Annotated in this window: 21 protein-coding genes; 7 read left to right on the top strand and 14 right to left on the bottom strand. The window is 34.1% G+C overall.

The window, feature by feature from the left end:
• Positions 1 to 148: 148 nt before the first annotated feature.
• Together ACLHDF_RS24155 and ACLHDF_RS24150 are read right to left on the bottom strand one after the other, a co-directional pair.
• Positions 149 to 1,348 (bottom strand): MFS transporter, encoded by a 1,200-nt coding sequence (locus ACLHDF_RS24155; protein ID WP_413921123.1) that lies wholly within the window; start codon positions 1,346 to 1,348, stop codon positions 149 to 151.
• 100 nt (positions 1,349 to 1,448) lie between these two features.
• Positions 1,449 to 1,895: a MarR family transcriptional regulator gene (locus ACLHDF_RS24150; protein WP_057242773.1), complete on the bottom strand. Its 447-nt coding sequence runs from the start codon at positions 1,893 to 1,895 to the stop codon at positions 1,449 to 1,451.
• Between the two features lie 604 nt (positions 1,896 to 2,499).
• On the opposite strand from ACLHDF_RS24150, the gene ACLHDF_RS24145 reads away from it, so the two are divergent.
• Together ACLHDF_RS24145 and ACLHDF_RS24140 are read left to right on the top strand one after the other, a co-directional pair.
• Complete coding sequence (locus tag ACLHDF_RS24145; protein WP_353636178.1) at positions 2,500 to 4,059, top strand: sodium:solute symporter family protein; 1,560 nt, start codon at positions 2,500 to 2,502, stop codon at positions 4,057 to 4,059.
• Positions 4,056 to 4,286 carry a hypothetical protein gene (locus tag ACLHDF_RS24140; RefSeq protein ID WP_413921122.1) on the top strand — a complete coding sequence of 77 codons (231 nt, stop codon included), beginning with the start codon at positions 4,056 to 4,058 and terminating at the stop codon, positions 4,284 to 4,286. The genes ACLHDF_RS24145 and ACLHDF_RS24140 overlap by 4 nt, the downstream gene beginning before the upstream one ends.
• A 526-nt stretch (positions 4,287 to 4,812) precedes the next feature.
• On the opposite strand, the gene ACLHDF_RS24135 is transcribed toward ACLHDF_RS24140, so the two are convergent.
• Complete coding sequence (locus tag ACLHDF_RS24135) at positions 4,813 to 4,944, bottom strand: YvrJ family protein (RefSeq protein WP_413921223.1); 132 nt, start codon at positions 4,942 to 4,944, stop codon at positions 4,813 to 4,815.
• A gap of 316 nt (positions 4,945 to 5,260) precedes the next feature.
• Positions 5,261 to 5,983, bottom strand: coding sequence for an alpha/beta fold hydrolase (locus ACLHDF_RS24130; RefSeq protein ID WP_413921121.1), 723 nt, complete (start codon positions 5,981 to 5,983; stop codon positions 5,261 to 5,263).
• A 562-nt stretch (positions 5,984 to 6,545) separates the two neighbouring features.
• Between ACLHDF_RS24130 and ACLHDF_RS24125 the strand changes: the two genes are divergently transcribed.
• Complete coding sequence (locus ACLHDF_RS24125; RefSeq protein WP_413921120.1) at positions 6,546 to 8,054, top strand: glycine betaine uptake BCCT transporter; 1,509 nt, start codon at positions 6,546 to 6,548, stop codon at positions 8,052 to 8,054.
• Between the two features lie 179 nt (positions 8,055 to 8,233).
• On the opposite strand, the gene ACLHDF_RS24120 is transcribed toward ACLHDF_RS24125, so the two are convergent.
• Both ACLHDF_RS24120 and ACLHDF_RS24115 read right to left on the bottom strand, forming a co-directional pair.
• Positions 8,234 to 9,688 carry an alanine/glycine:cation symporter family protein gene (locus ACLHDF_RS24120; RefSeq protein ID WP_413921119.1) on the bottom strand — a complete coding sequence of 485 codons (1,455 nt, stop codon included), beginning with the start codon at positions 9,686 to 9,688 and terminating at the stop codon, positions 8,234 to 8,236.
• Positions 9,689 to 9,873: 185 nt separating this feature from the next.
• On the bottom strand, positions 9,874 to 11,031 hold the full coding sequence (locus ACLHDF_RS24115) for a cation:proton antiporter (protein ID WP_413921118.1): 1,158 nt from the start codon (positions 11,029 to 11,031) through the stop codon (positions 9,874 to 9,876).
• A 485-nt stretch (positions 11,032 to 11,516) separates the two neighbouring features.
• On the opposite strand from ACLHDF_RS24115, the gene ACLHDF_RS24110 reads away from it, so the two are divergent.
• Positions 11,517 to 12,662, top strand: coding sequence for a cation:proton antiporter (locus ACLHDF_RS24110; protein WP_413921117.1), 1,146 nt, complete (start codon positions 11,517 to 11,519; stop codon positions 12,660 to 12,662).
• A gap of 169 nt (positions 12,663 to 12,831) precedes the next feature.
• Entirely contained in the window at positions 12,832 to 13,041 is a 210-nt protein-coding gene (locus tag ACLHDF_RS24105) for a hypothetical protein (protein ID WP_413921116.1), read from the top strand.
• A 178-nt stretch (positions 13,042 to 13,219) separates the two neighbouring features.
• Here ACLHDF_RS24105 and ACLHDF_RS24100 read toward each other — a convergent pair whose 3' ends face one another.
• Complete coding sequence (locus ACLHDF_RS24100) at positions 13,220 to 14,575, bottom strand: TrkH family potassium uptake protein (RefSeq protein WP_413921115.1); 1,356 nt, start codon at positions 14,573 to 14,575, stop codon at positions 13,220 to 13,222.
• Between the two features lie 360 nt (positions 14,576 to 14,935).
• On the opposite strand from ACLHDF_RS24100, the gene ACLHDF_RS24095 reads away from it, so the two are divergent.
• Entirely contained in the window at positions 14,936 to 15,274 is a 339-nt protein-coding gene (locus ACLHDF_RS24095) for an antibiotic biosynthesis monooxygenase family protein (RefSeq protein ID WP_413921114.1), read from the top strand.
• Between the two features lie 899 nt (positions 15,275 to 16,173).
• Here ACLHDF_RS24095 and ACLHDF_RS24090 read toward each other — a convergent pair.
• Positions 16,174 to 17,463, bottom strand: a complete 1,290-nt coding sequence (locus ACLHDF_RS24090; RefSeq protein ID WP_413921113.1) for an MFS transporter — start codon at positions 17,461 to 17,463, stop codon at positions 16,174 to 16,176.
• A gap of 21 nt (positions 17,464 to 17,484) precedes the next feature.
• The gene (locus ACLHDF_RS24085) at positions 17,485 to 19,143 is read right to left on the bottom strand and encodes a family 43 glycosylhydrolase (protein ID WP_413921112.1); all 1,659 of its coding nucleotides are present in this window, start codon (positions 19,141 to 19,143) and stop codon (positions 17,485 to 17,487) included.
• 350 nt (positions 19,144 to 19,493) lie between these two features.
• Here ACLHDF_RS24085 and ACLHDF_RS24080 point away from each other — a divergent pair, with 350 nt between their 5' ends.
• Positions 19,494 to 20,399 (top strand): helix-turn-helix domain-containing protein, encoded by a 906-nt coding sequence (locus tag ACLHDF_RS24080; RefSeq protein WP_413921111.1) that lies wholly within the window; start codon positions 19,494 to 19,496, stop codon positions 20,397 to 20,399.
• A gap of 1,351 nt (positions 20,400 to 21,750) precedes the next feature.
• On the opposite strand, the gene ACLHDF_RS24075 is transcribed toward ACLHDF_RS24080, so the two are convergent.
• The 5 genes from ACLHDF_RS24075 to ACLHDF_RS24055 all read right to left on the bottom strand — a co-directional run.
• On the bottom strand, positions 21,751 to 22,416 hold the full coding sequence (locus ACLHDF_RS24075) for a cyclase family protein (protein WP_413921110.1): 666 nt from the start codon (positions 22,414 to 22,416) through the stop codon (positions 21,751 to 21,753).
• 33 nt (positions 22,417 to 22,449) lie between these two features.
• Positions 22,450 to 23,466, bottom strand: a complete 1,017-nt coding sequence (locus tag ACLHDF_RS24070) for a zinc-dependent alcohol dehydrogenase (RefSeq protein WP_413921109.1) — start codon at positions 23,464 to 23,466, stop codon at positions 22,450 to 22,452.
• Between the two features lie 199 nt (positions 23,467 to 23,665).
• Positions 23,666 to 24,130: a ribose 5-phosphate isomerase B gene (gene rpiB, locus ACLHDF_RS24065; RefSeq protein WP_413921108.1), complete on the bottom strand. Its 465-nt coding sequence runs from the start codon at positions 24,128 to 24,130 to the stop codon at positions 23,666 to 23,668.
• Positions 24,131 to 24,192: 62 nt separating this feature from the next.
• Positions 24,193 to 24,327 carry a GapA-binding peptide SR1P gene (locus ACLHDF_RS24060; protein WP_413921107.1) on the bottom strand — a complete coding sequence of 45 codons (135 nt, stop codon included), beginning with the start codon at positions 24,325 to 24,327 and terminating at the stop codon, positions 24,193 to 24,195.
• An 86-nt stretch (positions 24,328 to 24,413) separates the two neighbouring features.
• A partial coding sequence (locus ACLHDF_RS24055; RefSeq protein WP_413921106.1) for a 6-phosphofructokinase occupies positions 24,414 to 25,055 on the bottom strand: 642 nt, incomplete at its 5' end.

The raw sequence follows: 25,055 nt of genomic DNA, 5'->3' as shown, positions 1-25,055 counted from the left end.
TATATAAATGTGTCATGAAGAGCTTTTTTGTTCCGGTAAAATGTTTTATGTTAACTAAATGTTTATAAGGTATACAGCTATAAAACAGAAAAAAGCTGCCATCGGTGAAGAGGCAGTTCTTCTGTTCTTGTTTAATGGTTGTTTTTTATTAAATATAACGATACTTTTTTGATAAAACGAGGGCAGAGATACCAATCAATACCCCACCCATGATGGCTGGAGTAGTGTGGCTAACTACTGAATACAACTGACCGCCAATAATTGGTCCAAGGAATCGGGCTAGAGATTGAATGCTTTGAGCTCCGCCTAGTATATGACCTTGCTCACTGTCACTAACAGATTTTGAAAGCATACCATTAAATGATGGACCAAAGACTGAATCACCCAGTCCGAAGAAAACCATCCCAACAATAAAGACTAAATAAAAAGCTGTAAGGGCTGAAATTGAAATAAGGATAAAACCAATAATTTGACTTATCATGCCTAAAAGAGCAATTTTTTTATCTGTCAAAAATTTGAGTAACCGTGGCATAATGATTGCTTGTGAAAAGATATCAAGTACACCTATTATAGAAAATGTCAGACCAATAAATATAGGCTGCCATGCAAAGGTATCTATTGAAAACTGAGAGAAAATAGCTTGTAATGATCCGTTAGGAATCCAAATTAGGAACCCAGCAATTAGCAGCCATTTAACAGATTTAAAGGAAAAAACCTTTGATAATTGTATAAATGGATTAAGATGTCTAACAGAGATACTGGAAGAGCGTCTAGACTTCTCATGACTCTCAGGCATAAAAAAATAGCCATATATGGCATTAAGCAATGTGATAACCGTACCAGCATACATAGGAACACTGTTTCCGAAAGTCGCAAGTGCACCTCCAATTATAGGGCCCAGAGCAGTGCCAACCCCAACAACAGCACTAATCCAACCAAAGTACTTAGTGCGTTCATTTGAAGGGGTGATATCTGCAAAGTAAGCAAAAATTGCTGAAATTTCGCCACCTGTCAAACCTTCAATGATACGACCAAGGGAGAGAATCCAAAGTCCACCTCCAAGCCCAAAGATAAAATAACCAAGGGCAGAGCCGATTAGACTAATAATTAATATTGGACGACGACCATATCTATCGCTTAACGCACCTAAGACTGGTGCAGCCAAAAAGACAGAAAGAGCGTATATAGACGTAAGTAATGTTACTGCAGTAGCCTGACTGCTGGGACTATTAGTATAAGTCTTTACTAAAAAAGGTAAAACCGGGCTAACTATAGTCAATCCAAGACCAGTTAAGAAGACAGTGATAAGCCCAAACGTTAGGGCATGTTTATTTATTGAAGTATCCATGATAGTTCTCCTTTAAAATGTTTGTTTCTTAGGAAACAAACATAAGTTTATTCTTTTATTGTTTCCTTGTCAACAATAAAAGAACGTAAAAAAACACCACTTATTCAGTGATATTTTTCAGATGATGTCTATATCGACCAATGAAACGAAAAATAGTGTCAAATTCTTCATTGGTCATGTGCTTAAATACTTCTTTATCACGTTCAAGAAAAGATTGGTGTAATTTTTGATGGATATCATTTATTTTTTGTCCATTGGTTGTTAGTCGAAAATATATTTCCTTTTTATTTTCAACACTTTGATAACTCTCAATAATATTTTTAGCTATCAGCTTCTTGGTAAGCTTGCTTATAGCACCTCGAGTCATGTAGCTTGCAGCTGCAAGTCTTGTTACATTTGCATTTGGGATTAGAGCAATATTTTCAATTAATTCTATTTCACTCAACTTATAGTCCTTTAAAGCCAATTCTACTTCCGGTTTATTACGCCATATTATCTCATTACACAAATCCATAAGTTCACTCATTAACTGCTGTCTTTTATCCATACTAACTCCTCCCTAATTTGTATACAGTATAACGAGTTTTTGTTTCTTTCACAACAAAACGACCAAAGCACTATAATGTTTATTAAGAATACGTAATAAACGTTAATATTAATGAGAAGTAAATAATTAAACTCTTTTATTAAAACTAAAGTTTTATTATTTACTTAAATTAGCGACAAATACGCATTTTTTCTACCACAAAGGGAGTAGTTTCAAGACAATTTAGTAGATTCCCTTGTTCTTTTTGTTCTATAGCTAGTTATCAGCAACCAAAATTAAAAATTTCTCTTTTTCTACTTTCTTTACTTTCGTTTTTTAAACCTCTCAGAAATGATCTATGTAAATAAATATAACATTAAATATTATATAACATAAATATTAATCTGATTATTCAAATATGAACTATGGAAATATTTTATGAAAGTTAAAGATAATCACTTAAAATCGCTTTAAATAAGTATTTATAACTTAATTCAAAAACAATATACATTCAATTGTCTGAATTTATAAAATATTTATGTAATTTTATATAACATGTATTGTTAAAAAACTTAACGTGTGGTAATTTTAATCATATTAAAAAATTTAATAAGGAGGGGTTCGTATGTTAACACCAACCACAGGTTATCTCATTCTATTAATTTTTGGTGTTATCTTTACCGGAATTACAGTTCTTATACATAGAATGGATTCCAAAAGAAACGGAAATACAATGACCGCAGAAAAATTTAACACAGCTGGTAGGAGTGTGGGTGTTGGATTAGCCAGTGCTTCAATTGTTGCTGCTTGGACTTGGGCTGCTACGCTGATGATGTCCTCATCAACAGGCTATCAATATGGAATTAGTGGACCTTTTTGGTATGCTGCTGGTGCTACTATTCAAATTTTATTATTTGCCATTCTTACTATTCATTTAAAACGAAAAGCGCCAAAAGCTCACACGTTTTTAGAATTTATAGCTCAACGATTTGATAAGAAGAATCATCGACTTATGCTGGTGTTTGCTTTAGGTACAAATGTAATTGTAACCTCTATGATTATCCTAGGCGGAGCCATTACCATGCACCAATTAACAGGAATGAATTTATATCTTGCTGCTTTTCTCATCCCATTAACTTTTACCTTCTACACCATGATCGGTGGATTAAAAGCTTCTTTTATCGCAGACTACTTGCATACCGTCATTTTATTTATTGTACTTGCTATCTTTGGAGTAGCTGTCTATTACAAATTTGGAATCACAAATATTTATGAAGGTTTACAGCATCTACCTGAATCTAAACAGATGCTGACCATGGCTTCTGTTCCTGGACTATTATTTGGAATTATTAATATTGTAGGGAATTTTGGAACTGTTTTCGTGGATCAAGCCTATTGGCAACGCGCTATTGCAAGTACCGATAAAGCTGCTTCTAAAGCATATCTTTATGGAGGACTTTCTTGGTTTTCAATTCCATTTGCGATAGCTACTATTCTAGGAGTTAGTGCAGCTGGTTTAGGTATTTCTGTCGCTTCTCCTGATTCGATCGCCCCTGTGATGGCATCTCACATATTAGGCACAGTTGGCTCTCTCTTATTTATTATCATGTTATTTATGGCTGTTACTTCAGCTGGTTCTGCCGAACTTACTGCTGTAACTAACATTATTGTGACCGATATCTATCGTCATTCGATTAATCCGACAGCTAGTAGTGAAAAGTTACTGAAAGTATCTCGTTTCATTACATTAGGTTTTGGATTAGCAATGGGATTATTGTCTATCTTACTGTTCTATTTAGGAATAAGCCTTGGCTTCGTATATATGGCAATGGGTATATTTGTTAGTGCAGCTGTTATCCCGGTAACACTGGGATTAACATGGAAACGCGCAACAAATAAGGGAGCTTTTTATGGAACCTTATTAGGAATGATTGGCGGAGTCTCTGTTTGGTTTAGTTCTGCCTATATCTTAACTGGTCATGTTACGATTGAATCTTTAGGTCAACTTTATCCGATGTTATGTGGGAATTTAGCTGTTTTTATTGTTAGTGGTATTATTTCAATTGGTCATAGTTTACTATCTTCTGAGGAATTTGATTTCGAATCATTAAAAGAGAAATTTAAAAGCTTTGATGAAGAGAAAAATGAAGATTCAAGTCCAATCACGGAGGAGGAACTAGCTTGAAAGATCAACAATTAATTAAGGACACCAAATTATATACTCGTTGGGCTATTGGTTTAAGTCTAGTCTTAATTGTCATTTGGCCCGGAATTATGTTTTTAACAGGCTATGTGTATAGTTTGAATTTTTTTATAGGCTGGGTTTGTTTAGCTTTTGTCTGGTTAGCTGTAGCAGCACTTTTCATTACCATTCGACCAATGATTGAATTATATAAGGAATACAAAAAGTAAGCTAAACATTTAATAAAAGTACTCTAGTAAATTTACTAAAAAGACAGCAAATATTATTTTTGACTGTCTTTTTAATTTTATATGATCTATAGACAAATTTAGTTAAAACAATGGATTTATATCATAATTTTCCCAAAAAGACTTTTTTTATAGGGACGAGCATATGTATAAAAGGAGCTCTTTTTATACATTCTCGTTTCTTTCAACTACCCAAAGAACGTAGTCATATCAACAATGTATAAAAAGAGGCATACTCAAGCAAAAGAATCCATAGCTGAACCCTACTGCCGCAAGGGTTCTTTTGCTTGCTTGGTCCCGGAAAGAGACATTATGTTAACTACATATGTATACCATATACAAGTTAAAAACAGAAAAAACTACCCTGGTGTGTGATAGGGTAGTTTTTTCTGCTACATTATTTAACCAAAGGACTGAAGCCTCACGGCGTCTTGAGTAGTTTGTTCAAATTATTAGGCAATATTCATACTAAGAAATTAATTAAAAAATAAGCCCATAAATCGATTATTTATTGCTTGTCCTGTTCTTTTTCAATACTAGTGGCTATTTTATTAATAGCTTCTGTTAAATGGTCTATTTTCTTTTCAAAGCGAAATAGAAGATAAAAAGTAACAACAATAGGAAAGCCAAAATTTCCAATAAGGTTAAGCCATTGTTCTATCTTAATTACCCCCTTTTAGATACCGTTATTTTATAAAGACTGCAGTCTAACTAAGAGCCTTTGGACATGTTAACTAAAAATGTCTATGGTATACAGTTAAAAAAAAGAAAAAAATACTATTTGCCCCCATAGTATTTTTTTCTTTAACCTAATAGTAATGTACGAGCCGAAATCTATTGAAAGAGCAAGGAGTTGCTCAATATTATAGTATGCAAAGTAATGAAAAGGGTTTGGACAAGTGCTGATTCCATATAAAACTTTTATTATTCTTTATGTTTACTTCCTAGAAAATCCATTATGTCGACTGGTTTTGCATATCATATACATCGTTCTTACCAGCCAAATTTATAAATATTTTAGCTAATTCCCCCGGTTTTTCCCAATGTGCATTATGTCCGGCCGAAATTTCAATGTATTCCCATTTTTCTTGTTTAGCTCTATCAGCAAATTGATTGATGGGCTCCAGAACAGGATGACTACTTTTTTGGGTGCAATTAATAAATGCACGCGGAATTTGTCTCACTTCTGCTTTATTCATTAATTTAATCTTTTGTTCAAATGTTTTAAAAGGATGATCTGTGTTATAGATAGGTCCACTATCAGGTTTTGGAAGTCTGAATCCTTCTCCTTTTGATTGAACAATCTCTTTCGTTTGTTTTACGAATGATTCTGAATATAGATCATTAATTGATTGATTATCTTCAAGTATTAGAGCGTCAAAAAAGATTAGTTTGGAAATCCGATTCGGTAGTTGATCTGCGGCGCCAATAATAACCCCACCACCGTAGCTGTGCCCTACTAAGTAGATGTTGTTTAAATTCTCAAAGAGTATGGTGTTTACTACGTCAGTAATATGGGTTTCTAAGTTAATATCCGGTGTTAAAAGATGATTTCGATCGCCTAATCCAGTTAAGGTCAAGGAAAAAACTGCATGTCCTTGTTTTATTAGTTCTTTTTCAACTTCTCTCCATGCCCAGGCTCCACCAAAAGCTCCATCACAAAGGACGAAGATAGCCATATATTCACCTCATCTATTATTTTTTATAGCTACCTTATGTATTCATTTTAAAATACTGATAACCTTTTTAGTTTGATAATAAGTGGTGCCTATAAGCAGTATTAATATTTATTCAACGGATCATTACTAAGGTAAAAATACTAGGTGACAAGACATTTGTGTGTGGTTAGTGTTATACTATTAAAATGCCCACTAATAAACCCCTAAAATAAGTACATCAGAGCAACATGTCCACGAGACAAAAAACGGACAAATAAACGACATTTCAAAAAAGATGAAGAGTATTAATTAAATTATAAGGAAAAGAAAGCTATGGAAACGCTCGTGAGTTTATTAGCAAATCGAGAGTTATTAATTACTGAGTTTTCTCAAGCGCGGATTATAAATTAGGTAAAGTGTAAATAATTTAATTAAGATATTTTATTAACGCAATCTTTAAGGGTTAGTTACTATTGCTTCATAAAAAAGTACAATGTCTAAATTGGTTTTGCATATTTTAATGTTCTCCAATCGAAGTAATACCCTCTGCGAATTAATCAAAGATGGGAGTTTTTAATTTAACATGAAAAATGTTTCAATAGTTTTTTATATTTCAGTAGCCATACTGGCTCTTCTTGTTCTTGTGGGGGTTACAATGCCTGCAAAACTTGAAAATGTAACAAGTAGTTTGCAAGATTCTATTACAAATACATTTGGCTGGTACTATTTAATTGTAGTAACGTTGTTTGTTATCGTTTGTTTGTATTTATTAGTAAGTCCGATTGGTCGAATTAAGCTTGGGAAACAGGAGGACAAGCCTGAGTTTTCACGCCCAACCTGGCTTGCCATGCTCTTTAGTGCAGGAATGGGGATTGGCTTAGTGTTTTATGGTACAGCTGAACCAATTAGTCACTATGCGATTAGCTCTCCAACGGGGGAAACAGGGACAGATCAAGCAATGAAAGATGCGATGAGGTTTACTTTCTTTCATTGGGGCATCCATGCATGGGCGATATATGGAATTATTGCCCTCTCATTAGCTTACTTTACCTTTAGAAAAGGAGAACGTAGCTTGATTAGCGCTACATTAAAACCGATTATCGGAAAACATGCAGATGGATTCGCAGGAAAAATAATCGATATTATTGCCGTTATTGCGACTGTTATTGGTGTGGCTACGACCCTTGGGTTTGGTGCTGTCCAGATTAACGGGGGTTTATCTTATTTATTTAACGTCCCTTCCAACCTTATGAGTCAATTCCTTATTATTTTAGTTGTTACTATCTTATTTATAGTTTCAGCATTAACAGGCTTAGGTAAGGGAATTAAAATTCTTAGTAATGCTAACATGATTCTTGCATTTGTACTCTTTCTATTAACGTTTATATTAGGTCCGACTCTATTTACGTTAAATTTATTTACAGATACAATTGGCACTTATCTGCAGAACTTAATTAATATGAGCTTTCGTATAGCTCCACTTAATGAAGAACATCGTAACTGGATCAATGGTTGGACCATCTTTTATTGGGCATGGTGGATTGCATGGTCTCCATTCGTAGGGATCTTTATCGCTCGAGTATCCAGAGGAAGAACTATCCGCGAATTCGTCGTATGTGTTTTACTAATTCCTTCTCTTATCGGCTTTATTTGGTTCGCTACATTCGGTAGTGCAGGCATGTTACTTGAACATGACGGAATTGCTTCTATTTCAAAATTAGCTACAGAAGAATCACTCTTTGGTGTATTTGCAAACTATCCAATGGGAACAGCCTTATCAATCCTAGCTATTATCCTTGTTGGAACTTTCTTCATCACTTCAGCTGACTCAGGAACCTATGTTTTAGGAATGATGACGACCAATGGTTCTCAAAATCCCAGTAATAGTGTAAAGGTCATCTGGGGTGTTTTACTTACAATTATAGCTCTTATTCTTCTCTATTCAGGAGGACTACAGGCTCTGCAAAACACCATGATTATCGCAGCCCTTCCCTTTTCGGTGGTTATGGCCTTAATGACGTTTAGTCTCATTAAAGCTCTTAACAAAGAAGCGAAAGAATTCGGAATTGGAAAGTTGAAAAAACAAAAATAAAAATTCTTAAAGAAAAAGCACATTGATTAATCAATGTGCTTTTATAACTTGAAAGAATATGAAAAAAACATAACCTTTTATAAATAAGTAAAAATCTAAACTTCCCACCATGTTTTAAAGAATTTTCTAATGAAATAAGCATAGGTAGACAAATAAGCTCCTGAAAATTACATCGATAGTTATGAAGCGTGATCTTGCTCTTTTTTATATTCTTTCTCCCAAAAATCTGCATTTTTTATACCAATAGAAGTTGGATCAAAAACAGGATCAAGTCCTTGCTTTTTCTGCTTCTCATAATCTTTTAATGTTTTGATGGCTGGTTTTGCAAGAAGAACAATTGCAATAACGTTTAACCATACCATGATTCCCAGCCCGGTATCACCTAAAGCCCAAGCTAGTCCTGCTGTTTTCACAGCACCATAGAATGTTGCACCAAGTAAAACTATCTTTAATAAAAACATAGCCCATTTACTATTATTACCACGAGTCAGGTAAGCAATATTTGTCTCGGCAATATAGTAATAAGCCATAATGGTTGTAAAAGCAAAGAAGAATAATGCTATTGCCACAAAACCTGCTCCAAATCCCGGGAAGATGCTCTCAATTGCAGCTTGTGTATATCCTGGCCCGGCTTCTATGCCTTTTAAATTTTGAACGATAAAGGTTCCATCTGGTCTCGTTGTATTATACATCCCAGTGAATAAGATCATAAATGCAGTTGCAGAACATACAAATAGTGTGTCAATATATACAGAAAATGCTTGAACTAGCCCTTGTTTTGCTGGATGTGATACTTCTGCAGCAGCTGCCGGATGAGCACCCGTCCCTTGACCTGCTTCATTAGAATAAATACCTCGTTTCACTCCCCAAGAAATAGCCATCCCGATTAGTCCACCGAAAGCTGAATCCAAGGCAAAGGCACTCTTAAAAATAAGCGAAATGACACTAGGTAATTGTGTGATATTCATTAAGACAATTACAAGAGATACTAAAATATAACCTAGAGCCATGAAAGGAACGATAACTTGAGCCACATTGGCAATTCGTTTTACTCCTCCAAAAATAATAAAACCTAATAACACAATAATTGCAATTCCTGTAAACATCGGACTAATTCCAAACGCATTTTTCACTCCCAAAGCAATAGAGTTCGACTGAACTCCAGGCATTAGTATACTCATTGCAATCAATGCTGCTATGGCAAAAAGAACGGCAAACCACTTTACCCCAGTCCCTTTTTCAATATAATAAGCTGGGCCTCCACGATATTGCCCATCTTGTTTAACTTTATAAATTTGCGCTAATGTGGATTCAATAAATGCACTTGATGCACCTATAAATGCTATAGCCCACATCCAAAAAATAGCCCCCGGTCCACCAAAGGCAATAGCAGTTGCTACACCTGCAATATTCCCTGTTCCTACACGACCTGATAAAGCAATGGATAAAGCTTGGAAAGAAGATACTCCTGCCTCTGAACTTTTACCCTGAAACATAAGTTTCACCATATCCTTTATGAGTCTTACTTGTAAAAAGCGAGTTAAAATAGAAAAAATGAGACCTATGCCTAATATGGTATAAATCACCCACTGACTCCATAATACATTATTTATACTTGTAACAATCTGTTCCAATAAAATACCCCCTTTTACCTATCTAAGTAGTTTTATTTCTACATTATGTAGCATGTCACCTTCTATCACACTACTTTTGTCAGAATATTTAACAAACTTATTTTAAATAAAAGGTTTTTTGCCATCATAGATAACACCTCATTTTTACAATAAAAAAGACCATCCATTAGGATGATCCTTTTTATTTAACCTATATGAGTCATGTTTTTCACTTCAGAACCAGTGTTAAAGAACCACTTCATCATAGGAGGAGTAACAATAGTTGTAATTAAAATGACTACAACAATCACTGCAAATATATCTTGAGTCAGTAGCTTTGATTCAAGTCCTATAGCTGCAATAATTAAAGCGACTTCTCCGCGGGATATCATCGCTGAACCAATTCCTAAGGAACTGTTCCAATTGAATCCAGCTAGTTTTGCTCCAATCGATGCGCCTATGAGTTTAGTTAAGATAGCAATTATGCTCAGAAGGACAATTAATCCTAAATTATCTATAATCCCAGAAAACTGGGCAGTAACTCCAATAGAAGTAAAGAATACAGGAACAAAGATTGAGTAACTAATGGTTTCAACCTTCTTAAATACCTCATGCTTAAAGTTGGTTACGCTAATTGCAACACCTGCTATATAGGCTCCAATTATTGCAGCTACTCCTGTGTACTCAGCAAGATAGGCATAAACAAAACAGATAATTAACGCAGATGAAGTGACCGCCTCTGTTACTTTTAATGATGAAAATTTATTCAAAAACCAAGGAACTAGTTTCCATCCCACAAAGATAGCACCTGCAAAAAATAATACTTTCTTTAATACAACTATGCTTAAATTGATGTCTCCACCTGCAAAACTCATTAAAAATGCTAACGCAATAATCACAACTACATCATCAATAACGGCTGCTCCGAGGATTGTCGTACCTTCACGAGATTTTAATTGATTCATCTCTTTAAGTGCTTGAACGGATATACTTACACTTGTAGCTGAGAGTAAAAGCCCTAAAAACCAAGACTGCATGATGGTGAGACCTAGCAGTATTCCAGCTAAACATCCTACTAATAACGGGAAAATAATCCCCCCTATACCTACCAGCGTTGATGCTTTACCAGTTCGCTTAAACTCATCAAGATCTGTTTCTAATCCTGCTATAAACATCAGCAAAATAACACCTAATTGACTAAATTCCTTCAACGTTTCTGTCTCTGTTACTAATCCCAGTACAGACGGCCCTATCAGGATACCAACCATAAGTTTACCTAGGACGGAGGGTTGCCCTAATTTCACACTTATATCCCCTGCAATTTTAGAAAAAATTAAAATCATTGCCAATTGAAGAATTAACATTTAATTACCACCTTTCTTTATCTCATAACTAAACCTTTCTAAACCAACAAAAAGAGCCTGCCACCAAAAGGATATACTTATCCCTTGGTGACAGGCTCCTCCAATAATCAAAGATTAGTTTAGCTAATAAAATATACGTTTATTTTTTACTCAATATATTTATACGGATGAGTTGTCTAAAAGGTTTCACTTTAATATAAAGATTTAAGATTTTCATCAAAATTATTTTATGTAATTGAGTAATAGTGTGAAAGTTACTCTACAATGTGCTTATTCTCTACCCTTTATAATATATGAAATAAATGTATATAATGTTAATTCAAGATTAAATTGACTTTCTCCAACAAAAATAAAATTTGCTACCTTATCTGGTTAGATGGTATCCCATAAATACCTACATATTTCCTTGACAAAACATGTCATCTATTAAAGGTAATAGGAGGAATTAAATGGTTACATACTGAACTATTTTATCAGCTATTGCCGTGGGTATAATATTTATTGCAGAAAAAATGAAACAACCTTATCCTACTTTCCTTGTTGTGATGGGTTTAATCATTGGTTTGACGCCAATTCCTGGATTGGAAGAAATAAAAAGTTATGCAGCAAATGATACCGTGTTTCAAACGATCGTTATTTTTATCTTTTTATCAGCTTTGTTAGGAGATGCAGCACTTAAGCTGCCCTTTAATGAACTAAAACGTAATAAGAAATCCATTTCCTTATTAGCTTTTTTAGGTACATTTCTTACCTTCTTAATAGTTACTGCTTTAACTTATTTTTTCTTACATCTTTCTTTGCAAGAATCCTTAATTTTCGGTGCACTTATGGCAGCTACGGACCCTGTATCCGTTCTAAGTATTTTCAAGTCAATGGGACTAAACAAACGTCTCTCCATTGTGGTCGAAGGAGAAAGTTTAGCTAATGATGGAGTTGCTGTTGTACTCTTTCAAATTGCTGTGGTAACAACTGCCCTAAGCTTAACAGGCATGTTAAATGCTCTGCTTGAATTTCTGAAAGTTGTAAGTGGAGGAATATTGATTGGTGGAGTGTTTGGTTTTCTAGCTTCTCGTGTTACATCTAAAATTGACCATTATTTAGTAGAGACTGGTTTATCCATGGTTCTGTTTTATGGTACGTTTCAGTTAGCTGAGCACTTTGACGTTTCCGGGGTAATAGCTGTAGTAGTAGGTGGCATAATCTTAGGAACTTATGGCCGCAACGTGGGTATGTCAGACCTCACTCATGAAAAAGTGAATTCCTTTTGGGAAACGATTGCCTTTCTCTCCAATGCACTTATTTTCTTACTAGTAGGATTAGAAGTTAGTCGTATTGATTTTCTAGATAAAGGATGGTTTATCGCCGGTAGCATTCTCATTGTCCTTTTGGCACGTTTTCTAGCTGTCTATATAAGCTTAGCCTTTGATAATTCTATTCCCACTTCATGGAAGCCTATTATTTCTTGGGGAGGATTAAAAGGATCTCTTTCTATCGCGCTTATTTTGGAAGTTACTCCTGAATTTGAAGGAAGAAATCTCCTTTTAGCCATGACATTCAGTAACGTCGTATTCTCTTTGCTAATTCAAGGAACGACATTAAAGAAGCTAGTTTCGGCTCTGGGAGTAAAATAATTAATAATTATATAAACGTAATTAAATGAAAAAGTAAGCAATTTTATTTTTGAAACCTTTTAGAAGGCTGCGTCGTATAATTGTACGAAATATGAATAAATAATTCCCTATAACCTTTCTAGTTAAAGCATGCAGACATACAACAGTGAGCTTACAAGGAGGAAACTAGATGGAGTCTAAAATCAGTTGGTTCATGAAAAATCCCGCCATCTATTTAGGAGCTGTTTTACTTTTTATATTTGGTAGTCAATTCTATTTAGGATATGCCCAGGGGCGTAAGTTTTATGTCCTAGAGTTTGTGTTTAGCATTATAGGATTAATTATGATTTTAATGAGCATCATTACAAAAATTTCAAATAAAAAGTCAAAAAGCACTTAACAGTCTGTTAAAGTGCTTTTTTGTAGCATTCGTATCTCTCTGATTGCCCCTAGTAAAGCTTGTTGATAAGGGAATCCTCCATGCATAATTTTTGGTTTTAGGGAGGAACTTTAGTTATAGATTGAGATATGAAGTTTTTTTACAATTTGCTACCTATAACGGTGAATATGTTGATTTTTTAACCAATTAGAATCTTTTCTTCTGCATATCGAATTTTAGATTGTTTATTTGAACGAATCGCAAGCACAAAACCAATGGTAAGAGGACCCACTCTGCCAATAAACATCATAATTGTAATGAGAATTCGTCCGACAGGACTTAAGTCGCCTGTAAAGTTAGCACTTAATCCAACCGTTCCAGAAGCAGAGAACGTTTCAAACAAAAGGGTAGACATATCTACACCTTTTTCTGTGATTGTGAGTAGAAAGAAAATAATAGAAACAAAAATAATCCCAGAAGTAGCAATAGAAAAAGCTCTATAAACAAGCGATTTAGGAATTCGGCGTCGAAAAACATTAATCTCTTCTTTGTTTGTCAATACTGACCATAATGCAAACAATATTAAGACAAACGTAGTTATTTTAATTCCACCGCCTGTTGAACCTGGGGCTGCTCCAATAAACATAAGACCCATCATATACACTTTTGAAGGTAATGTGAGCGCTCCGATATCCAAGGTATTAAAACCAGCCGTACGAGGAACTACACCCTGAAAGTAAGCTGCCCACCATTTATCACTCATGCTTAATTCACCCAAAGTATGAGGGTTATGATATTCTAAGGCGAAAATAATGAGTGTGCTCACGACATTTAGTGCAATCGTTGAAACTAATACAATTTTAGTGTGAAGAGAAAACTTCCTTATGTTTCGCTTCTGAAAAATATCTGCAATGACAAAAAATCCAGTTCCTCCTATTATGAAAAGTAACGTAATCATAATATTTACGGTTGCATCTCCTACCCATTTACTTAAATTATCTGGTTCCAAACCAAATCCTGCATTGTTAAAAGCAGATATAGAATGGAATATCCCATAATAGATTGCCTTTCCCCAGCTCATTTCTTGAGACCAACGAATAGCTAGGATAAGGGCTCCAATACCTTCCACAGCCAATGTAATTAGCACAACACGTCGGACTAATGCAATAACGCCTTGTAGCGAAAAAGCATTTAGGGATTCCTTAAGTATTAACCTTTGTTGTAATCCGATTTTTTTACCTAGTACAATAAACATGAGTATACCAATAGTCATGAACCCCCAACCACCAACTTGGATGAGCACAAGCAGAATGAGCTGTCCAAATAAAGTGAATGTAGTACCGGTATCTACCACAGCTAGTCCTGTTACACATACAGCAGAGGTGGCTTCAAAGAGAGCATCAATAAAGCTTAAATGATGCCTATCACTTGTAGCAGCAGGGATCATTAATAAACCGGTTCCTACCAATATTAATCCTAAAAACCCTAAGAACAAGATACTTGCAGGTTCCAGATGCTTCACTTTATGTTTTTTACGTGGTTTAGAAATTAGCATATTACATTTCCCTTCAGAATGTTTTGAGTAAAGGTTTATTATATAATATACCCCTTTATTTCAAAAGATGGTCATTACTTTTATTGCCTTCATAGCTTTCGAGAATTGGTATTATGTTAACTAAAGATTTATATCATATACAGCTTAAAACGAAAAAAAGCCACTGATACGTCAGTGGCTTTTTATAATCTATTCTTATAAAGAACAGATCACGTTGACTTTAGTAGTTTGCTCAAGATATGAAAAATTATACATTTCCAATCATGTTAAAGTTATAGGAGGATTCATACTATTGACGTATGCTAGAACAACTTTACTGTAATAAACTATAGATATAGGGATTAATAAAGGAGAGGTCACATGCCAAAAATTGAAGAAAATCAGTTGTTTACAGTGATTATTGAATGGGAAGTTAATCCAAAATATCAACAAGAATTAATTAATGGTCTTTCAAATCAAATCGAAACATACTTTAAGGATTACGATGGTTTTATTTCAGCAAGTTTCCATGCTAGTGAAGACGGTAAACGAGTCATTAACTATGCTCAGTGGGTATCGAGAGAAGCTTGGTCTAACTCGTTTCAAGCCTCAGGTCGTAATGAGGTCCAGACTACTAATGATGAAATAATTAAAAATTGTGAGGCTACAACACTAAAGCTTAACAGTTATCATGTTGCTAGAGTAATAGAAAATATATGATGTAATAATTTCTTAATTAGGGTACCTACCGAGAATTTTCATTATGTTAACTAAAGATGTATAACATATACAGCCTACAAACAGAAAAAACTACCCTGGTGTGTGATAGGGTAGTTTTTTCTGCTACATTATTTAACCAAAGGACTGAAGTCTCACGGCGTCTTGAGTAGTTTGCTCAACTTGTCTTTTATTATTCTCTCTCCAATTCTTGAATAAAAAATCTGTCTTTATGTATGTTCTACAAAAAAGAAGGCGCTATCAAAGGCCTTCTTCTATTGTAGGATTTAAAATTATATATAAAGCGTCACAAGCAGTATCTACATCGTAATACGGTGAAGCGTTTCCATCAGCAAGTGTAGTAACTCGAAAGGTCTGAGATGCTTTTGAATAAACTAGTTCAACTAATCCAGGTATGGTATGGGTAATCGTGCTATCTTCATATTTAATTAGAGTACTAAGCATTTTTTTATATCGGTTATGCTCATAAATAAATGTACCCCTTCCCATTATGAGGAAACTTCAGGTACAAAGAGACCAAATAATTTATTTTATTTGTTTCTTCCTTAAGACTAACATATTAATTGGGAGAAAAATACTTTTATGTTAAAACTGTTATCATCATTTCTGCCTAGTACGATGATTATGTTAAGTAAATCATAAAGTATGTCATAAAAAAATTAGTTTAACTATTTACTCTTAGTGACGACAAATGACCATTTTTTCTACAAAAAAAGGATCTTTTTGTTATTATTAAGAACAACTTTAAAGAATAGACGACCAAAAGGTCGTCTATTCTTCAGAAATGATATGTTTGTTAAAATTTTAAGTGTCTTTATTTTGCTACTATGCATCCATCTTTCAAAAGAAATGTACTTTCTTTAAAAAGCAGTATATAGAAATTACCTAGATACGGATTTAATTGAAAGAATCAATATCCCTCCGATTATGGAAAAAACAAATGACATTATAAAAATGGATGAAAACCCTAATGCTGAAATCATAAATGCTGCGATAATCGGGGCAATAGCTTGAGTTGCAGTATTCCCTAAATTGTAAATTCCTAAGAAAAAACCAACGCGTTCCTTATCAGGAATAACTTTTAAATTCAAAAGGTTATCTAAAGAATTCCATATACCCATTCCAAAACCAGCCATAAAAGCATAAATAATCATACCCATATTATTTTGTAAAAAGAAAATGCTTAGTGCGCCAATTCCTACTAAAATAGTAGATAAACCTACTGGTAATTTTAATATTTTGAACTTATCTGAAATTGGCCCAGCAATAACCCCCATGATAACACCAAATATTAACATAATTATATTAATCAATTGTATAGACTGTTGTGTAGCAGATGTATCTTTGTGTAGAAAATCTGTCATTATATATAATAAATAACCTGTAACAGCGAAGTTTCCAACCCCTTGAAAAATCTTTCCGATCAAAGCCAAATAATAATCCCGACCAATAGAAAACTTTGGAAAAACTTTCAATACCTCTTTTACAGAAAATTCCCTCTTTTTTGTTGATATTAATATATTCTCGTCTAAATTTGATGGTTCCCGGACAATAAATGCTGCAATCAGTGTTCCTACGAATGTTATAATGCCAAAAATGATAAAACCCAAACGGTATTGCCCTAAAAAAATGGCTGCTAAAATTGTAAAAGCATTGTTACCGAGCGCCATGCCTAAACCACCATAAGCAGATGAAGCTGTTCCTTTACCATTTTCAGGTGCTAAATCTAACCAGGCAACCATTGGTGCTACAATGAAGTTTAAAGCAACTTGTCCTAGCGCCCAACTTGTTAACAATAAAGGAATAGTAGTACTCATTGAGGCAAAAATCATTGCTAACATAAATACAAATGCTCCGGAAACTAGCCAAGGCGTTCGTTTTCCAAAACGTGACTTTGTACGGTCAGAAAGATAGCCAGCTATCATATTAGAAATGGCCGCGGTAACCATCCCTACTGAGGAAAATAACGCCACTAATGTAATTTTATTATCAGCATCCAAATGCTGAATTAAAGCCGGTAAAAATAAACTTGAAGTTGCAATATAGGGTCCAAGCCAGGAGGCTGGCCCGATAATTAATCCTGGCACTAAACGTTTTAATGATATAGTATTCTTGTGGAAATTAGTTGTTTCAGTTGTTTCGGTTGCATTTTTTAGTGGCATAGTACTCATGTAAAACTTCCTCTCTGGAAACTAATAATTTTTTACTGAATAGTAATCAAAATCTGCAAATGAGTCATGCTGATGAGAATCAACTGAACCTATAAAATTAAACAATCCTGTAAATCCACCAATTTCACCTGGTTCCCCATTAACGCCTTCATCAGACAAATAAAGCACATTGATGTTATTTTTAAATAATTTCCAATCCATATTATCGCTCAAACGATAGAAGATATCTGCAATACCTGAATTGTAGACAAGCTTCAACTCAACTACACCTTCAGGTATTGCAATATTATTATGAACAACTTCAATGCGTTCCCCTAATTTAGCCTGTAGTAAACTTAAAACTGTGCCACCAAATGATTCTGAATGAGTTAAGTGGGCATAAATCCAATTATTTGAATCATAGTAAAGTCCCATACCTGCAGTTTCTGAGTAATGATCTGGATAAAATTCGACTTTAGTTTGAAGTTCATAATTGAATGATGTCGCACTTGTTGCCATAATAGACGGATTGATTTGCGAAAAGAAAGAGTTCTCGCCGTGAATACGTAAATATCCTGAACGCTCAATCGCATTCACCCAATCAATATCTTGATTTCGATAAGGAGTCATAAAATGTATGCTATATTTTTCGTTATTAAAATCATCAAATACATCATGAGATAATTTAGTGGATAAGTTAACTCCATCCATACCCTCAACTTCCATCTTTGCTAGATTTGATCCATCTTTCATTTCCAGCCAATCGTCCTCCGTCCACTTCATTTTTTGAATAGACGTTTCACGCCCTAATGGATTTAAGAGAGTTTCTTCAATTGGACGTGACATTAGATGAGCAATATACCATTCGCCCGTTTGTGTTTGAACTAATGAACCATGTCCTGCTTTTTGCATAGGTGAGTTTGGATTATACATTTCAAAATGTCCCGCATCTGGATCACCAAGTGAAAATAGATGTCGTGGTGAAGATGTAATAATCGGTTCTCCTGATGGGTGCGGTTCATATGGCCCAAAAATACTTTCCGAACGTCCAATCTCTACACCATGTGCATATCCTGTTCCACCAGCAGCTATAATAAGGTAGTAATACCCGTGGTATTTATATATTTGTGGTGCTTCAGCACACCCACGACTAGTAAACCCTTGGGTTACTCGGTGCCATTTTCCGATAATCCCTCCATTATCTAAGTCAACCTCGGCAATTACAATATGGCCAGGTGCTTGATACCCTTGACGTGTTTCCCATTCAAGTATGGAGATGTAATGTTTTCCATCGTCATCATGAAAAGTAGCTGGGTCGAAACCTATTGATGTTATATATATTGGATCTGACCAAGGTCCATTTATTTCTTCTGCCCACATTACATATGAGTCTGCGTTAAATTCACGACCTGCCATATTTACCATGTTAGAAAATGCTAACCAGTATCTATGCGTGATAGAATCATAGGATAAGTGTGGCGCCCAGATACCAGCTGGTGTATTTGTACCACGTAAATTAACTTCACCGTCTTTTAATCCGTAACTAATTAGCTCCCAATTTGCTAAATCCGTAGATTTAAAAATTTGTATACCGGGGTTCCAATGAAAAGTGGATGTTGCAATATAATATATCTCATTGACTCGAATAATTGATGGATCTGGCGCCATTCCCGGAATAATAGGGTTTTTAATTATTGTCATTTCTCTAATTCCCTTCTTTGCTAACGTTTCATTAAACTTAATTCCTTATATGAGTAAGGTGTGCTGTTTTAGCTGACCCGAAATCCCCTTTAGAATACTTCCAATATCTTTTTTCTACATTTACCCTTTTATAATTTTAAGTAGATAAGAAAGCCATAATGAAATAGTATTTGATAACGCTTTCTTAATTTATTATAATAAGTTTACTATCCCAACTAATACTGATATTTCAACATTCCAGCTAAAAACGTAAGCGTTTTCTTTAATCTGTCTCTATTATAAGATTAATCTGGTTTAAAAAGCGATTGTATTATCAAGGTTAAATTTACCCAAATCAAAGGAGATGAAAAATGGAAAACACTATCGAGTTTAACAATGCCCAACTACTTCCATTTATTGATTGGAATATACGATTTTTTGGTGCACATATGCAGACGGTTTCTAAGGATTGGTCTGCATCAACAGAATTTCATCATGCTTTTGAGATATTATTTATCTTAGAAGGTAGCCAGGAAACTATCCTTGAAAAGGAAACTTATTTTCTGAATAAAGGTGACCTTATCCTTATACCTCCAGGTTTTTATCATACCAATCGATGTATAGCTAATGATGGGATGACTTATTTTTGTGCTCATTTCGATATAGACGAGCCTTCTTTACGTATGGAAATGTTGAAAAACTGCGATTTAATTTATACAACGTCTTCTCCTTTTTATCAAAGATTAAGAGACACAATTGATAAATGGATTAACATGTTAGATCTCATAGAATGTAATTCCATAAAGTATAAACTCAGAGTGCAAATTGTATTATTTGAATTGTTGGAAATTTTTTCTGACATCATATCACAAAACCAGAGAGAACAATTGCAACAATCTATAACCACTACAAAATATGCAAAAGCAATTGCAGATGCTATAAGATCTAACTTTAAAAAAAGTTATTTATATTTAGATTTGGGTTTAGATAAGGAGGAAACTGATAACAAAGTTCATATACAACAGATTATTGCTTCACTAGGCATAAGTCCAAATTATGGGTTAGAAATCTTTCAAAAGGTATACCATATGTCTCCAAGGAAATATCTTTCCGACCTAAAATTACAGGAAGCTAAAATTTTAATTCAACAACCAGACATTTCTATAAATCAAATTGCGAGTCGCCTTGGTTATAAAAACCTTTCACATTTTAGCAGACAATTTAAAAGGTGGACTGGTTTAAGTCCTACAGAATTCCGAAAAAATTCTCTTTTATAAATGAATTTTTCTAATGTTTAACAATGACCTATAACTCCGTATACTGGAAATTAGCTCTTTCTTTTAAAATAGGTGTAATTCCTTTTTCTAAAAAAGATTGTAGCAATAAACAATAGAGAAAAGGAGCATGGAAAGTTCACTCTTTTTGAGCTTTCCATACTCCTTTCGCTATTTGTTAAAGTAAATCTAAGAATTAACTTTTAGTAATGTAGGTTTTCGTAATTATTCTTAATGGTGATAAATGATACATCTTACTTATTTATTATGCAGCAGTATATTTTCTACTTACATTTTGAGAAATTTTTACATTAATGATGTTTTAGTATAGATATAACAAGTATTTAATATTAATATGTTTTTAATAAATTAAATTAGGTAAAAAAACAAAAGTAACGTATTTTATATAAAAGAGTAAATGTATAAACTAACTTATGGAAAATATAGTTTTAATATTTACTCCAATTGACGACAAATACGCAGTTTTTCTATAGTATAGGTAATGATTAAAATATTTTCAATTAAGGTGTTTTATTATTTACTTATATAAATATATAACAATAAAAATTATCTATATTTTAAAATTAAAAGTTACTAAGAATTTACTTAAGAAGTTGTTTTTAAATTATCTAATGTTTATTATTTTTATTTCAATATTCGTTTAGATAAAGTTATATATTGAGATATACAAATGGAAATTACCTTTAACCCTTTTACTTAATAATTCCGTTACAATTTAATTTTCTAAACATTTAAGATAGTTTACCTTTTAGCTTGCTTCTACCTAAAGCAAGTCTTTTTATGTTCATTCTCTGAACTTTAAGAAAAACATGCAGTAGATACGATCCCATATCTTTGTATTTTATCAGTATTCAAACTAATCTCTACAGAATATTGAACGAATGGATTAAAATAAGAAAAAGCCTGATTAAATAACTCTCCCAGAGGCACCACTTGTTTAACAAATAAAAAAACCACTATTTTTATGTAGAGAAACATCAAATATATATATCCAATATGCAGAGAAACGCTCTCTGAGGAAATTATCTTTTGTTTTATCTATACTTGATCATTTGATACAAATTTCAGCGTTCTAGAAAATGTTGTTTTCTTGCTATCATCGATTTTCAAAATGACTTCTTAATCCAGTCCAAACATATAACGTACTATATAGAAGAAACTCATTAAAAAGAAGCCTTTACTCAACAAGAGGAAAGGCTTTCTAAAAACTTAGGGATTGGAGAATATTTTATAAGTTTAAACCAATTTTAAAGTATCCATACATTTCATGCTGCTTATAATCATAAGTCATTATTTATGTCTTAACCCTTCCTCAATCACTAAGTTATGTATATTAATCTTCACTAATAAATGCTATAGCTCGTCCAGGTGCTCCACCGCAGCCCTCAAGCTTAAGTGGTAAGAAAATAAAATCCCATCTATCATATTCAAGCAATTCTTTAGGAAGGAAAAGTTCTTCAGCCAACCAAATCTCAGCTCCCAAAAGAAGTTCATGCTGTTCTAATCCTTCCCCGTCCCTTGGTCCACCTATACTTAAAGAATCAATAGCAATTCCTTTTACTTTTCTGTCATGAAGCCATTGAGCTCCGTCTACTCCAAGATAAGGCCAATTATCAACATATTCTGTAGTCCAGTTTCTTTTATATCCCCAGCCTGTACAAAGAAGGATAATGTCTCCTTCTTTAATCTTATCTGCATATGGTTCAAGATGTTCTACTCCAATTGCAGTATGTGCTTCAATATCGAAAAGATCAATTACAACAGCAGAACCTATGTAGCTTTCTATAGGTGTTTGGGCAATTGTTTTTCCATTTGGAAAATGATGATATGGGGCATCTACATGGGTTGATGTATGAGTATTTAAATTAATTCTTTCTGACGTGTAACCATCTTTAGCTTTTAACGTTTCATAATTTATCTCCGTGAGACCATAATGAAGGTAGCCCGGATTATTGTGATAAAAAGTTTGTGATAAATCTAGTAATTTCTTGATTCTCATTGAAGTTCCTCCACCTAACATTGTTGAACAAAATTATAAATCAATAATTATTTTTAACGCTTGGTTTTTAGAGTTATTAAGTTCTTGCATGGCTTCATTAATCTCACTCAATTTCATATGATGAGTTACTATATGTTCTAAATCCTGAGCTCTTTCCGATAAGATTCTTAAGGATTGGTTAAAATCCTCAGATGTATAGACGTTAGAACCCTTTATTTCGATTTCATTTGCTTGTATAGTTCCTATATTGAGTGGTATATCAGAAGTAAATACGCTAACGATAATTACTCTTCCACCACGTCGTACCAGCTGTAATGCTTGGTTAATCACAGCTGGTGAGGTTACGCTGACTATAGCTATATCAAATCCATCAGGTGCATAAGGGTATGTCTTTGTCTCTATACTTTCTTTTTCAACATTAATTGTTTTTATACCTAAGCTATTCGCTGTCTTTAAGCGAAAATCATTAATATCAGTACAAAAAACATTCTCCACGCCCATTGATTGCATAGCCACTGCACTAAGGATGCCAATAGGGCCGGTTCCTAGTACAATAGCCTTCTCATGCTCTTGTACATTTCCTATCCTTGCCGCATGAACACCGACGGCTAGTGGTTCTGCGAGGACCCCAATATCATAGGATATAGATGATGGTAAAGTATATACTCGCTGTTCTGGAGCAACAAAATATTCCGCGAAGGTTCCTAACCATCCTCCTACTCCGGCCATAATCTTCGTCTTACATAGGTTGTACTCTCCATTTCGACAGTAACTGCACGTGCCACAATTTTTTTGGGGTTCAACGGTTACACGATCCCCTACTTTAATCTTTTTTACCTGTGATCCAATGCTTACTACTTCTCCAGCAACTTCATGCCCTAAGATCATAGGAGCTCTCCGAAAAGGGTGCGTACCATGATAAGCATGAACATCCGATCCGCATATTCCGGCGACAACTACCTTTATGAGAACTTCTTCTCTACCAATTGAGGGTGTTTCAAATTCTTTAATTCGAACAAAGCCCTGTCTTTCTAGAAATCCCGTTTTCATTGTAAATTCCCCTTTATTTTTAATTAGTTAATCATGAAAATCTACATTAGTTGCTCTAGCGCTGTATGATCTTTACTTATTGTTTTACTGAAGAGCCTCAGAAATAGTGCACACTGTAGTTGTACCAATATAATACTATCCCATCAAACACAGGTACGCCATCAACGAATGAAGGAAAGAATCAGATTGATTCTTTCCTTTACTTTCTTTCGAGAGAGTTTTCTAATACGCCCTCGTATTCGGCAATTTTACCAATTCGATTTTCATGGCGGCCCCCAACAAATTGGGTTGTTAACCAAGTCTTCGTAATTTCACGAGCTAAACCTGGTCCAATTACTCGTTCCCCCATCGCTAAAATGTTAGTATCGTTATGTTCACGGGTCATTTTAGCTGAAAAAACGTCATGAACGAGTGCGCAACGAATTCCTTTTACCTTATTAGCTGCAATACTCATTCCAATTCCTGTACCACAGATTAAAATTCCAAAATCAGCTTCTCTATTTGCAACTCTTTTTGCGACTGGAATTGCATAATCCGGATAATCAACCGAACTATTGCATTCACAGCCTAGGTCTTCATATACTATAGACATTTCATCCAATAGAGTTATAATCTCTTTACGAATATTTAATCCACCATGATCTGAAGCAATTAATACTTTCATAATGTTAACCTCCTTATTTAACTATATTCATAATTAAAGCTTTACCTATCTTTTTTGATACATTATTTCCTGGAACAATCCTCAGCACACTTTCCATACCATGTTTTAACGCCTTCAGAGTTTTCTACATTCTCAATAACCTTCCCACATACCTGACAAACGATAGTTCCTTGTTTTACGTTAGTCTGCTTAGCCATGACCTACTCCTCCTTTTTATTTGAGATGCATTAGTTTTATCTTTATTCCTATTGCAAGAAATCATTAGATTATAGAAAAGACATGTTTAAGCTAAAATCGTATCGAGTAGACTGTATTTATCATTATTACTAGATACTTTTGAATGAACTTTTTCAATATCTACATTAATTAAGTCATTTTCCTTGATTCCGACAGCCCTACCTGAATATCCTTTTAGTAATAATTCCACTGCTTTCATTCCCATTTTGCTTGCTAATATACGATCAAACGCGGATGGGTGCCCCCCCCTTTGAATGAAACCTAATATACTTGTCCTTATACTAATATCCAATCTATCCTCAACATATTTTTGTAGTTCTTGAATGTCGTACATGTTTTCCGTAATAAGAATAAGGTTATCTTTTTTACCACCTTTAATTTTCCCGTTCAGTTTGGAACATATCTCTTCAAAATTCAATTTTCTTTCTGGTGTTGAGATAATTTCTCCTGCACCTGCTAGGGCAGAGTACAAGGCCAAATCACCGCAATATCTCCCCATCACTTCCACAATCGTAGTCTTGTCATGGGATAAATCGGTGTCCTTAATTTTACCGAGGCATTCTAATATCGTATTTAATGTAGTATCAAATCCAATTGAATAGTCCGTATAAGATAAATCATTATCAATCGTTGCGGGTATACCAATGACATGTAACCCTAATTCATGTAATTTTTGTGCTCCTTTAAA

Source organism: Priestia megaterium (assembly GCF_046599315.1).
Lineage (GTDB): Bacteria > Bacillota > Bacilli > Bacillales > Bacillaceae_H > Priestia > Priestia megaterium_F.
Note: the sequence above shows the minus strand (reverse complement) of the source record. Positions and strands in the feature narration are given on the sequence as shown.

Bases quoted from the DNA above. Each gene is read 5' to 3' on its own strand.
- ACLHDF_RS24155 (WP_413921123.1), bottom strand. From the start codon at position 1,348: ATGGATACTTCAATAAATAAACATGCCCTAACGTTTGGGCTTATCACT.
- ACLHDF_RS24150 (WP_057242773.1), bottom strand. From the start codon at position 1,895: ATGGATAAAAGACAGCAGTTAATGAGTGAACTTATGGATTTGTGTAAT.
- ACLHDF_RS24145 (WP_353636178.1), top strand. From the start codon at position 2,500: ATGTTAACACCAACCACAGGTTATCTCATTCTATTAATTTTTGGTGTT.
- ACLHDF_RS24130 (WP_413921121.1), bottom strand. From the start codon at position 5,983: ATGGCTATCTTCGTCCTTTGTGATGGAGCTTTTGGTGGAGCCTGGGCA.
- ACLHDF_RS24125 (WP_413921120.1), top strand. From the start codon at position 6,546: ATGAAAAATGTTTCAATAGTTTTTTATATTTCAGTAGCCATACTGGCT.
- ACLHDF_RS24115 (WP_413921118.1), bottom strand. From the start codon at position 11,031: ATGTTAATTCTTCAATTGGCAATGATTTTAATTTTTTCTAAAATTGCA.
- ACLHDF_RS24105 (WP_413921116.1), top strand. From the start codon at position 12,832: ATGGAGTCTAAAATCAGTTGGTTCATGAAAAATCCCGCCATCTATTTA.
- ACLHDF_RS24100 (WP_413921115.1), bottom strand. From the start codon at position 14,575: ATGCTAATTTCTAAACCACGTAAAAAACATAAAGTGAAGCATCTGGAA.
- ACLHDF_RS24095 (WP_413921114.1), top strand. From the start codon at position 14,936: ATGCCAAAAATTGAAGAAAATCAGTTGTTTACAGTGATTATTGAATGG.
- ACLHDF_RS24090 (WP_413921113.1), bottom strand. From the start codon at position 17,463: ATGAGTACTATGCCACTAAAAAATGCAACCGAAACAACTGAAACAACT.
- ACLHDF_RS24085 (WP_413921112.1), bottom strand. From the start codon at position 19,143: ATGACAATAATTAAAAACCCTATTATTCCGGGAATGGCGCCAGATCCA.
- ACLHDF_RS24080 (WP_413921111.1), top strand. From the start codon at position 19,494: ATGGAAAACACTATCGAGTTTAACAATGCCCAACTACTTCCATTTATT.
- ACLHDF_RS24075 (WP_413921110.1), bottom strand. From the start codon at position 22,416: ATGAGAATCAAGAAATTACTAGATTTATCACAAACTTTTTATCACAAT.
- ACLHDF_RS24070 (WP_413921109.1), bottom strand. From the start codon at position 23,466: ATGAAAACGGGATTTCTAGAAAGACAGGGCTTTGTTCGAATTAAAGAA.
- rpiB (WP_413921108.1), bottom strand. From the start codon at position 24,130: ATGAAAGTATTAATTGCTTCAGATCATGGTGGATTAAATATTCGTAAA.
- ACLHDF_RS24060 (WP_413921107.1), bottom strand. From the start codon at position 24,327: ATGGCTAAGCAGACTAACGTAAAACAAGGAACTATCGTTTGTCAGGTA.